Source organism: Intestinibacillus sp. Marseille-P6563 (genome assembly GCF_900604335.1).
In the GTDB taxonomy this organism is placed as follows: Bacteria; Bacillota; Clostridia; order Oscillospirales; family Butyricicoccaceae; genus Butyricicoccus_B.
On sequence record NZ_UWOD01000002.1, the window covers coordinates 488,192 to 501,201 of the forward strand.

Sequence of the window (13,010 nt, forward strand, 5' to 3'; positions counted from 1 at the left end):
TTTCTCCCGGCGTCTTACATCACACAGGCAATCATTCATTATTATTACTATACCATAAAAAATCGATTTTTCCAGCTCACTTTTTTGTGCAGGTTGAAAAACATCCTTGTTCCACGGAACTTCAAAATTTCCGTTGCTGTCAGAATTGCTGTCAAAACTTTTTCGCCCATCAAAAGCAAAAAAGAAAAAGCACCGAAACAATATGTTTCGGTGCTTTTTACTGGCGGAGAGTCAGGGATTTGAACCCTGGGTGCGCTCATCACGCACACACGATTTCCAGTCGTGCGCCTTCGACCACTCAGCCAACTCTCCATTTCTTTTTTCAAGCCGCTTACCGAAGCGACCTTGATTATTATATGACAGCGCCAAGAAAAAGTCAAGCCTTTTTTATGATCTTTTTTCATTTTTTTCGACGCACGCCAAAAGGCAATGCAGCACGGCAAAATTGCTTGCCGTGCTGCATTGCCTTTTTGTGTCTTATCGATCCTGCATCAGCGTGACCATAACGGCCTTCTGTGCATGCAGACGGTTTTCTGCTTCTTCGAAAATCTCGTCGGCATGCTCTTCGAATACCTTTTCGGTAATCTCCTGGCCACGGTATGCCGGCAGACAGTGCTGCACCATCGCACCCGGCTTGGCAGCTGCCATCAGTTCATCATTGACCTGGTAGCCCTGGAACGCCTTCATGCGTGCTTCCTTTTCCTCCTCCATGCCCATGGATGCCCAAGTATCCGTGATGACGATATCGGCATTTTCCGCTGCCTTCATCGGGTCATTGGTGATGGAGAAATTCGGGTTGGGCTGCGCAAAGTCCATAACCAGCGGGTCCGGACGGTAATCATCCGGGGTAGCAACCGATACCTTCATACCGGTTTTCAGACCGCCGACGATCAGCGAGTTCGCCATATTGTTGCCGTCGCCAATGTAGCACATCTTGAGGCCTTCGAGTACCGCAAACTTTTCACGAATGGTCATCAAGTCGGCCAGTACCTGGCACGGATGACAGAAGTCGGTCAGGCCGTTGATGACCGGAATCGAGCCGTATTCGGCCAGGTCCTCGACTTCCTTCTGTGCAAAGGTACGAATCATAATGCCGTTGAGGTAACGGGACAGCACACGTGCGGTGTCCTGTACCGGTTCGCCGCGGCCGATCTGCAAATCGCGCGCGGACAGGAACAACGGCTGACCGCCCAGCTGATACATACCGGTTTCAAACGAAACACGGGTACGGGTGGACGACTTCTGGAAAATCAGGCCGATCGACTTGCCTTCGAGCAGCTTGTGCGAAATATTGTTCTTTCTCTCATATTTGAGCTGGTCGGCCAAATCAAGCAGGCCGATGATCTCCTCGGTGCTGCAATCGAGCAGTTTGAGCAAATGCTTCAAGGTGGTTTCCTCCTATGTATTTAAAATACGGTTTTCAAAATCGCCAGAGCTTCGTCCATCTCTTCATAGGTGATGGTCAGCGGCGGCAGCAGACGGATGGCAGCCGTGCCGGCCGTCAGCACCAGAACGCCCTTGTCCAGGCAGGCATTGACCAGTTCGGCACGCTTCTCGGGGTCTACGATAATGCCCAGCATCAGGCCCTTGCCGCGCACGCCCTGAATCTGATCCGAGCCCAAATTCAAAATGCCCTGCTTGAGGTATTCGCCCTTCTTATTGACTTCCTGCAAAAATTCCGGCTGGTTCACGATGTCCAGCACGGCGTTAGCTGCCGCACAGCAAGTCGGGGTACCGCCAAAGGTGGTAGCATGGGTGCCGGGGCCCAGCACGTCGCAGCAGGTCTTGGCCGCAATCACAGCGCCCATCGGCAGACCGCCTGCAATGCCCTTGGCCGTGGTGACCACGTCGGGCTGGATGTCATACTGCTGGAAGCAGAACAGGCTGCCGGTACGGCCGATGCCGGTCTGCACTTCGTCGATGATGAGCAGCAAATCCCGCTCGCGGCAGAACGCTTCGACTGCCTTCACAAAGGCCGGTTCGAGCGGCAATACGCCGCCTTCGCCCTGGATGAGCTCCATCATGATCGCACAGGTCGTGTCGTCCGCCTTGGCCTTGACATCTTCGATGTCATTGGCTACCGCATAATCAAAGCCTTCGGTAAACGGGAAAAAGTAGTTGTGGAATTTATCCTGACCGGTCGCGTTCAGGGTCGTGACCGTACGGCCATGGAATGAGTTGATGAGCGTTACAATCTTGCTGCGACCCTTGCCGTACTTATCAAACGAATACTTACGCGCCAGCTTGATGGCGCCTTCGTTGGATTCCGCGCCCGAGTTGGAGAAGAACACCTTGCCCATGCCGGTCGCTTCCACCAGGGTCTTGGCCGTCTGAATCATAGGCGCCGTGGTAAACAGGTTGGACACGTGCATGAGCTTGTGCGCCTGCTCGTCGATAGCGGCCACCAGCTTTTCGTTGTTATATCCCACGCTGCATACGCCGATACCGGACGCGAGGTCAATGTATTTCTTGCCTTCCACGTCCCACAGCACCGCGCCCTGGCCGTGGTCAAGCGCAATCGGGAACCGGCCATAGGTATTCATGACATACTGCTGTTCCTGCGCTTTGAGTTCTTGATACTTCATCGGAAAATCACTTTCTTTCGGATTAATAGAACATCGTACCTTCGCCGACCTTACTGAGCAGCTCGATCAGGATGGAATGCGGTACCCGGCCATCCAAAATGGTCGCGCGTTCCACGCCCTTACGCACGGCTTCCACACAGCATTCCACCTTGGGAATCATGCCGCCCGAAATAATGCCCTCTTTGACCAGAGCCGGCACTTCGGACACCTTAATGCGGTGGATGATACTTTCTTCGTCGCTCAGATCGCGCATCAGGCCGCGTACATCGGTCAACAAAATGAGCTTCTTTGCGCCCAGCGCAACTGCCAGCTTGCAGGCTGCGGTGTCGGCGTTGATGTTGTAATTGGTTTCGTCGTCAATACCCTGGGCCACTGTGGATACAACCGGGATGTAGCCCTTTTCCAGAGTGTCGATGACCGGCTGCGGATTGACGTCTACAATGTCGCCCACATAGCCGTAGTCGGTGCCTTCGTTGTCGGTCAGGCGCTTGGCCTGGAACAGACCGCCGTCCATACCGCCCAGACCGATGCCATTGCCGCCCGCCTTTTCCAGCAGGGTGACCAGGTCCTTGTTGACCTTACCGCACAGGATCATCTGCACGATGTCCATGGTTTCCCGGTCGGTGTAGCGTAGGCCGTTGACAAACCGCGACTGCTTGCCGATCTTCTTGAGCATTTCGGAAATCTCGGGGCCGCCGCCATGCACCACAACGACATGGACGCCGATCAGGTTCAGCAGCACGATGTCATGGATGACCGCATCCTTGAGTTCTTCGTTGATCATTGCATTGCCGCCATATTTGACGACAACCGTCTGACCATAATATTCCTGGATGTAAGGCAGCGCCTCGACCAGGACATTGGCTTTGGTTTCTGCATCAAAATTCATGTTTGGTTGCCTCTTTACTCGATTTTAGGTGCGGTAATCGCCGTTGATCTTGACATAATCATAGGTTAGGTCACAGCCCCAGCAGGTGGCCGAGCTTTCGCCCTCATACAGATCGACCGTGATGGTCACTTCGTTTTCGAGCAGCACCTTCTTGGCCAGCTCTTCGTCAAAGTCCAGGCCATGGCCATGGTCGCAAACAACCACCCGGCCAGCCGGCGACGAGAAACCAACGGTCACATACTCCGGACGGAACGGCGCCTTGGAATAACCCATCGCACACAGCACGCGGCCCCAGTTGGCATCCGCGCCAAACATCGCCGCCTTAACCAGGCTGGATGCGCAGACCGCCTTGGCCAGACGCTCAGCGGCTTCCTCGCTGCGCGCGCCATTGACTTCGCAGGCGATCAGCTTAGTTGCGCCCTCGCCATCGGCTGCGATCTGGCGTGCCAGACGGACATTTACTTCATGCAGCGCGCGGTAGAAGATCTCATAGTCTTCGTTCTGCCATTCGATCAGTTCATTGCCGGCCAGACCGTTGGCCAGAACCACGCACATGTCATTGGTGGACGTATCGCCGTCCACGGTCACGCGGTTGTAGCTGCGGCGCACGCTCTCGGACAGCGCGTCCTGGAGCATTTCATGGGTGATGGCGCAGTCGGTCGTAATGAAGGACAGCATGGTGCCCATATTCGGGTGAATCATGCCGCTGCCCTTGCAGATGCCGCCGATGTGGCACACCTTGCCGCCGACCACAAATTCGATGGCCGCGGTCTTGGTCTTGGTGTCGGTGGTCATAATGGCCTGGTTGGCTGCTTCCGAGCCGTTGGCCGACAGCTTGACCTTACCGATGTTTTCTTCGATGCATTCGATGTTGATGCGCTGGCCGATGACGCCCGTGGAAGCCACGATCACGCGGTCCTCTTCCACGCCCAGGAACTTAGCAGCTGCCTGCGCTTCGCGCAGCGCATTTTCCATGCCGTCGGGCGCACAGGCGTTGGCGTTGCCCGAATTGGCAACGATCGCACGTGCTACGCCGTCTTCCAGATGCTCCATGGTCACATAAATCGGGGCTGCCTTGACGCGGTTTAAGGTATAAGTCGCCGCTGCCGTGCATTCGCACTCGGACAGGATGATCGCCAGATCGTCTGCCTCACGGCTTTCCTTGATGCCGCAGCGGGTCGAACCCGCTGTAAAGCCCTTTGCGGCGCATACGCCGCCGGAAATAATCTTCATACTGTACCCTCTCTTTGATCGGTTCAAAGGCTCAGGCCGGTGGTTTCGTCCAGGCCGAGCATGATGTTCATATTCTGCACCGCAGCGCCCGATGCACCCTTGCCCAAATTATCAAACAGGGCGGTCACGATGGTCTGCTCCTCATGGCCGCAGACGATCAGTTGCAGGCTGTCCTTGCCGGCCAGGGTGTTGGCTGCGATCATGGGGTCCTCTCCCCCAAAGGGAGCGACGGTCACCAGCTTTTGTCCTTCATAGTAGGCCGCCAGCTTGTCGCAGATGTCCTGCGCCGACGGATGACCGGTCAGCAGGGCATTGTGCAGCTGGATGGTGCCCGCCATGCCCTTATAATAGTCGTCCACGACCGGGCAGAACACGGGCGGATAGGTCAGGCCACAGACCTTCTGCATTTCGGGCAGATGCTTGTGATGCAGATTCAGGCCGTAAATGCGCGGAGAATCGAGTTTGGTATCGCGCCCCTCGCCCTCGTATTCGGCAATCATCTTTTTGCCGCCGCCCGAGTATCCGGTCAGCGAAAAGACGGTCAGCGGATAGTCGGCAGGCATCAGCCCCATCTGAATGAGCGGATAAACCGACGCGATCAAGCCGGTCGCATGGCAGCCGGGATTGGCCACTCGCTTAGACTGCGCGATGGCCGCGCGGCGCTCGGCCGACAGTTCGGCAAAGCCGTAGTCCCAGCCTTCGGCCGTCCGGTGGGCGGTGGAAGCATCGATCACCCGCGTGCGGTCGTTTTCGATGAGCGTGACCGCTTCGCGCGCTGCCGCGTCGGGCAGGCAAAGAAAGACGATATCGGCTGCATTCAAGAACTTTTTGCGCTCTTCGGTGTCCTTGCGCTTGTCTTCGTCGATGAGCAGCAGTTCGATGTCGTCCCGGCTGCCCAAACGCTCATAAATTTGCAGGCCGGTCGTGCCCTCTTTGCCGTCTATGTAAATCTTAGGCTTCATAATCGGTCACAGGGAGGTTCCCCCTCTCCCCGTTTATTCTCCTTCCTCGCTGGCGATGAATGCTTCGATCTTATTGATCTGACGCATGACTTCTCCGGGCGCCGGACCGCCGATGGCCTTGCGTTCCTTCACACAGGTGTTGAGGTCAAGCGCTTCGTATACATCCGGGCCGAAGACCTTGGAAATCGCACCGAAGTCCTTGAGCGTGAGTGTTTCCAGCGTTTCGTCGGCCTTGATGCACTCATTGACCAGACGGCCGACCGTCTTATACGCATCGCGGAAGGGTACGCCCTTCTTGGTCAGGTAGTCGGCGCAGTCGGTGGCGTTGATAAAGCCCTTGGACGCCGCCTTGCGCATGTTCTTCTTGAGCAGGGTCATGGTCGAGAACATGGGGGTAAACACTTCCAAGCACTGCTTGACCGTGTCGATGGCGTCAAAGACCGCTTCCTTGTCTTCCTGCATGTCCTTGTTGTAGGCCAGCGGCAGACCCTTGAGCACGGTGAGCATGGTTTGCAGCGAACCGTACACACGGCCGGTCTTACCACGGATGAGTTCGCACACGTCCGGGTTCTTCTTCTGCGGCATGATGGACGAACCGGTCGAATACGCATCGTCCAGTTCGACAAACTTAAACTCCCATGAGCACCAGGAGATGATTTCTTCGGACAGGCGGGACAGGTGCATCATCAAAATGGACAGATCAGCGCACAGTTCCACGCAGTAGTCACGGTCGGATACGCCGTCGAGCGAGTTGTCAGTCAGACGGGCAAAGCCCAGCTGCTCCCGGACAAAATCACGGTCGATCGGATAAGTCGTGGACGCAAGCGCACCCGAGCCGAGCGGCATATCGTCCATGCGCTCCAGGCAATCTTCCAGACGCATCACGTCGCGCTTGAGCATGTTGGCGTAAGCCATCATATAATGAGCAAACGTGGTCGGCTGCGCACGCTGCAAATGAGTGTAACCGGGCATGACCGTATCCAGATTTTCCTTAGCCTTGTCGCACAGGGCCTTCATGAAGCCCAGGGTCAGGCCGATAATCTCCGCGATCTCCTTTTTGACGTACAGGCGCATGTCGAGTGCAACCTGGTCATTACGGCTGCGGCCGGTGTGCAGGCGCTTGCCGGTGTCGCCGATGCGCTCGGTGAGCAGCTGCTCGATGTTCATGTGGATGTCCTCGTAATCGAGCGAGAACTCGACCTTGCCGGCCTCGATGTCCTCCAAAATGCCCTTCAGGCCTTCGACGATCTTTTCGGCCTCGTGTTCCTCAATGATGCCCTGCTTGCCCAGCATGGTCGCATGCGCGATCGAGCCGGTGATATCCTCTTTATATAGGCGGCAGTCAAACAGGATGGAGGAGTTAAAATCATTTACTACCAGGTCGGTTTCCTTCTGGAACCGGCCCGCCCATAATTTTGCCATGATAATCCCTCTCTATGTCAGATTTCGCGGTTGACCAGAACCGCACATAGGGCGGATGTGAGCCGCCCTATGTTCAAACGTTCTTTTTTACTTTTCGACGCTCGGGAAGTGCTTGCCGGTCTGTTCGAACAGCACCTGATCGTTGAGCGCACGCACCTTGAGCGGCAGGCCGAACAGGTTGATGAAGCCAGCCGAATCCGCCTGATCGTAGCAGTCGTCCTCGTCGAAGGTTGCCATGCCAGCCGAGTAGAGCGAGTACGGCGAAGTGACCGATGCCGGGATGATATTGCCCTTGTACAGCTTGAGCTTGACGTCGCCGGTTACGGTCTCCTGGGTGGAATCGACAAACGCGCTCATGGCCTTGCGCAGCGGAGTGTACCACTGGCCATTGTAAACCAGGTCAGCAAACTTGAGAGCCAGCTGCTGCTTATAATGAGCAGTTTCCTTATCGAGGGTGATTTCCTCGAGCTTCTGATGGGCTGCGTACAGTACAGCGCCGCCCGGGGTTTCATAAACGCCACGGCTCTTCATGCCGACCAGACGGTTCTCGACGATGTCGAGGATACCGCAGCCGTTCTCGCCGCCGAGCTTGTTGAGCTTTTCGATGAGGGCGACCGAATCCATCTCCTCGCCGTCGATGGCCGTGGGTACGCCCTTTTCAAAGTGGATGGTCACATAGGTCGGCGTGTCGGGTGCCTGCTCAGGCGATACGCCCATTTCCAGGAAGCCCGGCTTGTTGAGCGGTGCTTCGTTGGCCGGATCTTCCAGATCCAGACCTTCATGCGACAGATGCCACAGGTTCTTATCCTTAGAATAGTTGGTTTCCTTATTGATCTTCAGCGGGATATTGTGCGCTTCGGCGTACTCGATCTCCTTTTCACGGGAGTTGAGTTCCCAGAACCGCCACGGAGCAATAATGTCCATCTGCGGGGCAAACGCATGGATGGCCAGTTCAAAACGTACCTGATCGTTGCCCTTACCGGTGCAGCCATGGCAGATGGCGTCTGCGCCTTCCTTCAGAGCGATCTCAACGATGCGCTTTGCGATGATCGGACGCGCAAACGAGGTGCCCAGCAGATACTGCTCATAGGATGCGCCCGCCTTCATGGTCGGGATGATGTAATCGTCTACGAATTCCTTGGTGAGGTCTTCGATGTACAGCTTGGATGCGCCCGTGCTCAGTGCGCGCTGCTCCAGGCCTTCCAGTTCGCTGGCTTGGCCGACGTTGCCGGACACGGCGATGACTTCACAGCCATAGTGCTCCTTGAGCCACGGGATGAGGACCGATGTATCCAGGCCGCCGGAGTATGCAAGAACGACCTTGTTATATTTCTTTTCCATGATTATTGCCTCCAAAATGTTCTCTTTTTTTGTCGTGACCCTATTATACCTCTGCCCTCTCATAATTGCAAGGAAATTTTATAAATATTTTATAAAATGAATAAATATTCATTTTATGCATGAAAATTCTTCTTTCCGCAGAAATACCAACGATTTTGCTTGAAATTTGCCGCCGTTCGTACTATGATAAATCTAACCGAAAGGTGTAAAGACACCCGGCGCGCGGACTGCGTGCCGCGACGCTAAAGGGGAATGAATACAATGATTGAGAAAAATATGACCATGCTGACCGACTTTTATGAGTTCACCATGGCGCATGGTTACTTTGAAAAGGGCATGGCCAACCGCCGTGCATATTTTGACATGTTCTATCGCCGTGTGCCGGATGGCGGCGGCTATGCGATCATGGCCGGTGTCGAGCAACTGGTCGAATACTTCGAAAATCTGCATTTTACCGACGATGATATTGCATACCTGCGCGGCCGAGGATGCTTTTCAGATGCATTCCTTGCATATTTAAAAGACTTCAAATTTGAATGCGACGTATGGGCCGTGCCAGAAGGCACTCCCATCTTCCCGGGCGAACCGATCGTGACCGTTGCCGGGCCGATGATCCAGGCGCAGTTTGTAGAGACCATGATCCTGCTCACCATCAACCATCAGACCCTCATCGCCACCAAGGCCAGCCGCATTTCCCGCGCGGCCAAGGGGCGCACGGTGCTTGAGTTCGGTTCCCGCCGGGCGCAGGGCTACGACGGTGCGGTCTATGGTGCTCGCGCGGCCTATATCGGCGGCTGCCAGGGCACGGCCTGTGTCATGGCCGACCGCGACTATAAAATTCCGGCCGGCGGCACCATGGCACATTCGTGGGTGCAGATGTTCGACAGCGAATACGAAGCCTTCAAGGCCTATGCGGAAATCTATCCGAACAACTGCGTATTCCTGGTCGATACATATAATGTATTAAAGAGCGGTGTGCCCAACGCTATCCGCTGCGCCAACGAAGTCCTTGCCCCCATGGGCATCCGTCCCAAGGGCATCCGTCTGGACTCGGGCGATATTGCCTATCTGTCCATTCAGGCGCGCAAGATGCTGGATGATGCCGGTTATGCGGATATGCAGATCATGGCGTCCAACTCGCTGGACGAATATCTGGTCACCGACCTGCTGGCACAGGGTGCACAAATCGATTCCTTCGGCATCGGCGAGCGACTGATCACCTCCAAGTCCGAGCCGGTCTTTGGCGGCGTTTACAAGCTGGCTGCGGTCGAGGACGAAGCGGGCAACATCATCCCCAAGATCAAGGTATCCGAAAACGTCGAAAAGATCACCACCCCGCACTTTAAAAAGGTCTATCGCCTGTTTGGCAAGACTTCGGGTAAGGCGCTGGGCGATGTGCTCTGCGTCCACGACGAAGTGATCGACGATTCGGCGCCCTATACCCTCTTTGACCCCATCCACACCTGGAAGAAAAAGACCCTGCAAGATTATGTAGCCAAGCCGCTTCTGGTGCAGCTGTTCAAGCAGGGCGAAAAGGTCTATCAGTCGCCGGACATTGAAACCATCCGCGACTATTGCCAGGAACAGCTGGATACTCTGTGGGATCAGGTCAAGCGTTTTGAATATCCGCAAACCTATTATGTCGACCTTTCCAAAAAGCTCTGGCAGGTCAAAAACGATCTGCTGGCTGGTTGCCGGGTCGAATAAGCCTTTCCTGCGGCGGGCGCCTTCGCGCCTGCCGCTTTTGCCTGTCTGGACTTTTCATGAAACTATGTTATAATATGGACGTATTTTGCGTCTTCCCAGGAGGAATCTACTTTGATCAAACTCATCGCCGCCGATCTGGACGGCACCTTGCTTGACAGCCAGAAACGACTGTCCCCGCACCTTCCCCAGCTGCTGCGCGATCTGCGCCGTTTGGGCATCCGGTTCACACCGGCCAGTGGCCGGCAATATCATAATCTGGCGCTTCTGTTCCCGGATGACATCGAGGATTTTCTGTGCATTGCCGATAATGGCGGTATGCTCATCGACCGTGGAAAGACCATTTTCGTCGATGAGATCCCGCTCGAAGATCTGGTGCAGCCGCTTTCGATCATCCGCGCCGCAGGCGGGATTTACCCCATCCTGTCCGGAGCGCGTACTGCATACTGTGAACACACCGACCCGCTGTTTCTCAAAAATGCCCGGATGTACTACGAAAAGCTGGAAATCGTGGACGATGTGATGCAGGCCGCTCAGCACGACCGTATCTGTAAGGTGGCGTTTTTCGAGCACGAACGCGCCGAAAGCCACTGCTACGAACTGCTCAAGCCCTGTGCCGACCGGTTTCTGCGCGCCCTGTCCGGCCGCGACTGGGTAGATATTATGAATCCAGATGTCAACAAAGGACATGCCATGCGCGAACTGCAAAAACAGCTTGGCATCTCGCCCGATGAATGTATGGCCTTTGGCGATTATCTGAACGATCTGGAACTGATGCAGGCGGTCACGCATTCCTATGCCATGGCCAATGCTCATCCGGATTTGAAAGCCGTTTGCCGCTACACCGCGCCTTCCAATGATGAAGATGGCGTGGTACGCACCATCCGCCAGGTGCTGGGCCTGTGAATTTCGCCAAAATTCTGGTTTGGCGCTTGACTTCCCCCAAGACGGGTGTACAATAAAACTATCTCACAACAGAGTAGGGATCTGTGCGTCAAGTGCCGGTGGAACGGGGAGTTGTCCACCGGACGAAAGAGGTTTTGCCCTCTGCGGTACCGATCCCGCATCCCGCTGTTACATATGGATGAGGGGCACCTCGAAATGTGTAGCAACAAAGCATTTTGGAGGTGTCTTTTTTATGTCAAAATGGATCGATCTGTTCCGTACTTCGGCGCGCCGCCTGCGGGACCCCCGCTGTCTGGCACTCACGGCGCTGTTTGTCGCCCTCAATGTCACGCTCGACCTGACCGGGCTGACGCTCCGGCTCTCGCCCGAGCTGCGCATTGGATTTGGGTATCTCTGCAATGCAGCCGCCGCCATGCTGTTTGGACCCTGTGTCGGCATGGTTGCCGGTGTGTGCACCGATGTGCTGGGTTACTTTGCCGGGAATTTCACCATGGGCGGTTACTTCCCCGGCTACACCCTGACCGCGATCGTGGGTGGTCTCCTCTATGGCCTGTGGCTTTACCGGCCGGACGGCAGCCTGTACCGCGACAGCCGTGCCAAGCGCATTGCGCGCATCGTAGGCGCCAAAGCGAGCATCAATCTGGTCTGCAACATTGGACTCAATACCCTGTGGCTGACCCTCACTTCGGGCAAGGCCATGGCGGTCTTGTTGCCCTTCCGCGTGCTGAAAAACATCCTATTGCTGGTGCCGGAATGCATTTTATTGTATTTTGCCTTGCAGTTTATTCTGGTGTATCACCGGTCGATTGCGCCCAGCACCCGGTAACAAATACAAAATGTTGTACCCCTTCTTCCCCGGAAGGGGTATTTTCTGCGAAATCGGACATTTTGTGCACAAATACTTTACAATTTGTAATATCTTCGCTATAATATAAATACTTTTATGACGGAGTTTGACAAAGATGGCGAGCGATTTTTCACGCACCTTGGCGCTTTTGCGCAAAGAAAAGAAAATAAGTCAGCGCACTGCCGCTGCCGACCTGGAAGTCTCCCAGGCCCTGCTCAGCCATTACGAAAATGGTCTGCGCGAGCCTGGGCTTGGCTTTGTTGTGCGTGCAGCCGATTACTATGGCGTTTCCTGCGACTATCTTCTGGGCCGCAGTATGGCGCGGGACGGTTCGGCCGTCACGCCCAGCCGCCTGCGCGATGTATCCACCGACCCCGGTGAGGACAACAGTACCTTTGCGCTCCAGCGCAAATTGGTGGTCAATTCGGTTGCCCTGCTGTTTGAAATCGCCGAGCAAACTGGCTCGGGCCAGCTTTCGGCCGAGATCGCATCCTATTTATCCCTGGCCATCTATAAAGTGTTCCGCTATCTGTATCTGGCCGACCCGGAAAGCGTGGAAGCGGCTTTCCGCACCCCGTCCGGTCAGTTCGATGGGCTTTGCAATGCGCAAATGGCGCTGGCCGAGCTTCGCATCCGTGCGGCAGCGCTCGGCACCGGCGGCTTTGGTCTGGAGACCGAAGAACTGCGCCTGCCTTCGCTTGCGCCTTCCGATCTGGCGCGCAATTTCCCCGGTCTGTCGCAATCCATGCTCACCCTGCTGCAATCGGTGGCCGATATGATCGAGCCCTACCAGAACATCAAGCGCGGCGAAAAACGCAGCAAATAAATCCTGTGATTTTTTGCAGAAAAGTGTTGACAACCCGGCTAGCCATATGGTATTATAAATACCGTTGCTGAGGTCGTACGGATTTCGCAAACGCCGTGCTGGTGTAGCTCAGTTGGTAGAGCAGCTGATTTGTAATCAGCAGGTCGGGGGTTCAAGTCCGTCCACCAGCTCCATTCCCTTCTTAAAAGGGAGTTCTGAAAAGTGTATATGGGAGGTTTCCCGAGTGGCCAAAGGGAACAGACTGTAAATCTGTCGTCTATGACTTCGGTGGTTCGAATCCACCACCTCCCACCAT

General features: G+C 55.4%; 11 protein-coding genes, 3 tRNA genes and 1 riboswitch. Of the genes, 6 read left to right on the plus strand and 8 right to left on the minus strand.

Annotated elements, in window-relative coordinates; all coding sequences use genetic code 11:
* Nucleotides 1-221: 221 nt before the first annotated feature.
* The 8 genes from EFB11_RS10505 to EFB11_RS10540 form a co-directional block, all read right to left on the minus strand.
* Nucleotides 222-312: transfer RNA gene (locus tag EFB11_RS10505), tRNA-Ser, on the minus strand.
* Nucleotides 313-477: 165 nt separating this feature from the next.
* Nucleotides 478-1,386 carry an ornithine carbamoyltransferase gene (gene argF / locus EFB11_RS10510; protein WP_122790179.1) on the minus strand — a complete coding sequence of 303 codons (909 nt, stop codon included), beginning with the start codon at nt 1,384-1,386 and terminating at the stop codon, nt 478-480.
* 20 nt (nt 1,387-1,406) lie between these two features.
* The gene (locus EFB11_RS10515; protein WP_122790180.1) at nt 1,407-2,585 is read right to left on the minus strand and encodes an aspartate aminotransferase family protein; all 1,179 of its coding nucleotides are present in this window, start codon (nt 2,583-2,585) and stop codon (nt 1,407-1,409) included.
* A 22-nt stretch (nt 2,586-2,607) separates the two neighbouring features.
* The gene (argB, locus tag EFB11_RS10520; protein WP_122790181.1) at nt 2,608-3,474 is read right to left on the minus strand and encodes an acetylglutamate kinase; all 867 of its coding nucleotides are present in this window, start codon (nt 3,472-3,474) and stop codon (nt 2,608-2,610) included.
* A 24-nt stretch (nt 3,475-3,498) separates the two neighbouring features.
* Nucleotides 3,499-4,707: a bifunctional glutamate N-acetyltransferase/amino-acid acetyltransferase ArgJ gene (argJ, locus tag EFB11_RS10525; RefSeq protein WP_122790182.1), complete on the minus strand. Its 1,209-nt coding sequence runs from the start codon at nt 4,705-4,707 to the stop codon at nt 3,499-3,501.
* A gap of 23 nt (nt 4,708-4,730) precedes the next feature.
* A complete protein-coding gene (gene argC, locus EFB11_RS10530) occupies nt 4,731-5,669 on the minus strand; it encodes an N-acetyl-gamma-glutamyl-phosphate reductase (RefSeq protein WP_206424177.1) in 939 nt (312 codons plus the stop codon).
* A 33-nt stretch (nt 5,670-5,702) separates the two neighbouring features.
* Nucleotides 5,703-7,091, minus strand: a complete 1,389-nt coding sequence (gene argH / locus EFB11_RS10535; protein ID WP_122790184.1) for an argininosuccinate lyase — start codon at nt 7,089-7,091, stop codon at nt 5,703-5,705.
* 87 nt (nt 7,092-7,178) lie between these two features.
* Nucleotides 7,179-8,432, minus strand: a complete 1,254-nt coding sequence (locus EFB11_RS10540; protein WP_122790185.1) for an argininosuccinate synthase — start codon at nt 8,430-8,432, stop codon at nt 7,179-7,181.
* 261 nt (nt 8,433-8,693) lie between these two features.
* Here EFB11_RS10540 and EFB11_RS10545 point away from each other — a divergent pair, with 261 nt between their 5' ends.
* The 6 genes from EFB11_RS10545 (at nt 8,694) to EFB11_RS10570 (ending at nt 13,009) form a co-directional block, all read left to right on the plus strand.
* Nucleotides 8,694-10,139 carry a nicotinate phosphoribosyltransferase gene (locus EFB11_RS10545; RefSeq protein ID WP_122790186.1) on the plus strand — a complete coding sequence of 482 codons (1,446 nt, stop codon included), beginning with the start codon at nt 8,694-8,696 and terminating at the stop codon, nt 10,137-10,139.
* Nucleotides 10,140-10,250: 111 nt separating this feature from the next.
* Entirely contained in the window at nt 10,251-11,042 is a 792-nt protein-coding gene (locus EFB11_RS10550; RefSeq protein WP_122790187.1) for an HAD family hydrolase, read from the plus strand.
* Nucleotides 11,043-11,109: 67 nt separating this feature from the next.
* Nucleotides 11,110-11,212: riboswitch (THF riboswitch) on the plus strand.
* A 62-nt stretch (nt 11,213-11,274) separates the two neighbouring features.
* Nucleotides 11,275-11,868: a folate family ECF transporter S component gene (locus EFB11_RS10555; protein ID WP_164706729.1), complete on the plus strand. Its 594-nt coding sequence runs from the start codon at nt 11,275-11,277 to the stop codon at nt 11,866-11,868.
* 136 nt (nt 11,869-12,004) lie between these two features.
* Complete coding sequence (locus EFB11_RS10560; protein WP_122790189.1) at nt 12,005-12,715, plus strand: helix-turn-helix domain-containing protein; 711 nt, start codon at nt 12,005-12,007, stop codon at nt 12,713-12,715.
* Nucleotides 12,716-12,812: 97 nt separating this feature from the next.
* A tRNA-Thr gene (locus EFB11_RS10565) sits at nt 12,813-12,888 on the plus strand.
* A gap of 36 nt (nt 12,889-12,924) precedes the next feature.
* Nucleotides 12,925-13,009, plus strand: a tRNA-Tyr gene (locus EFB11_RS10570).
* Nucleotide 13,010 lies beyond the last annotated feature (1 nt).

Coding starts and splice junctions, on each gene's coding strand:
- EFB11_RS10515 (WP_122790180.1), bottom strand. CDS start 2,585: ATGAAGTATCAAGAACTCAAAGCGCAGGAACAGCAGTATGTCATGAAT.
- argB (WP_122790181.1), bottom strand. CDS start 3,474: ATGAATTTTGATGCAGAAACCAAAGCCAATGTCCTGGTCGAGGCGCTG.
- argJ (WP_122790182.1), bottom strand. CDS start 4,707: ATGAAGATTATTTCCGGCGGCGTATGCGCCGCAAAGGGCTTTACAGCG.
- argC (WP_206424177.1), bottom strand. CDS start 5,669: ATGAAGCCTAAGATTTACATAGACGGCAAAGAGGGCACGACCGGCCTG.
- argH (WP_122790184.1), bottom strand. CDS start 7,091: ATGGCAAAATTATGGGCGGGCCGGTTCCAGAAGGAAACCGACCTGGTA.
- EFB11_RS10540 (WP_122790185.1), bottom strand. CDS start 8,432: ATGGAAAAGAAATATAACAAGGTCGTTCTTGCATACTCCGGCGGCCTG.
- EFB11_RS10545 (WP_122790186.1), top strand. CDS start 8,694: ATGATTGAGAAAAATATGACCATGCTGACCGACTTTTATGAGTTCACC.
- EFB11_RS10555 (WP_164706729.1), top strand. CDS start 11,275: ATGTCAAAATGGATCGATCTGTTCCGTACTTCGGCGCGCCGCCTGCGG.
- EFB11_RS10560 (WP_122790189.1), top strand. CDS start 12,005: ATGGCGAGCGATTTTTCACGCACCTTGGCGCTTTTGCGCAAAGAAAAG.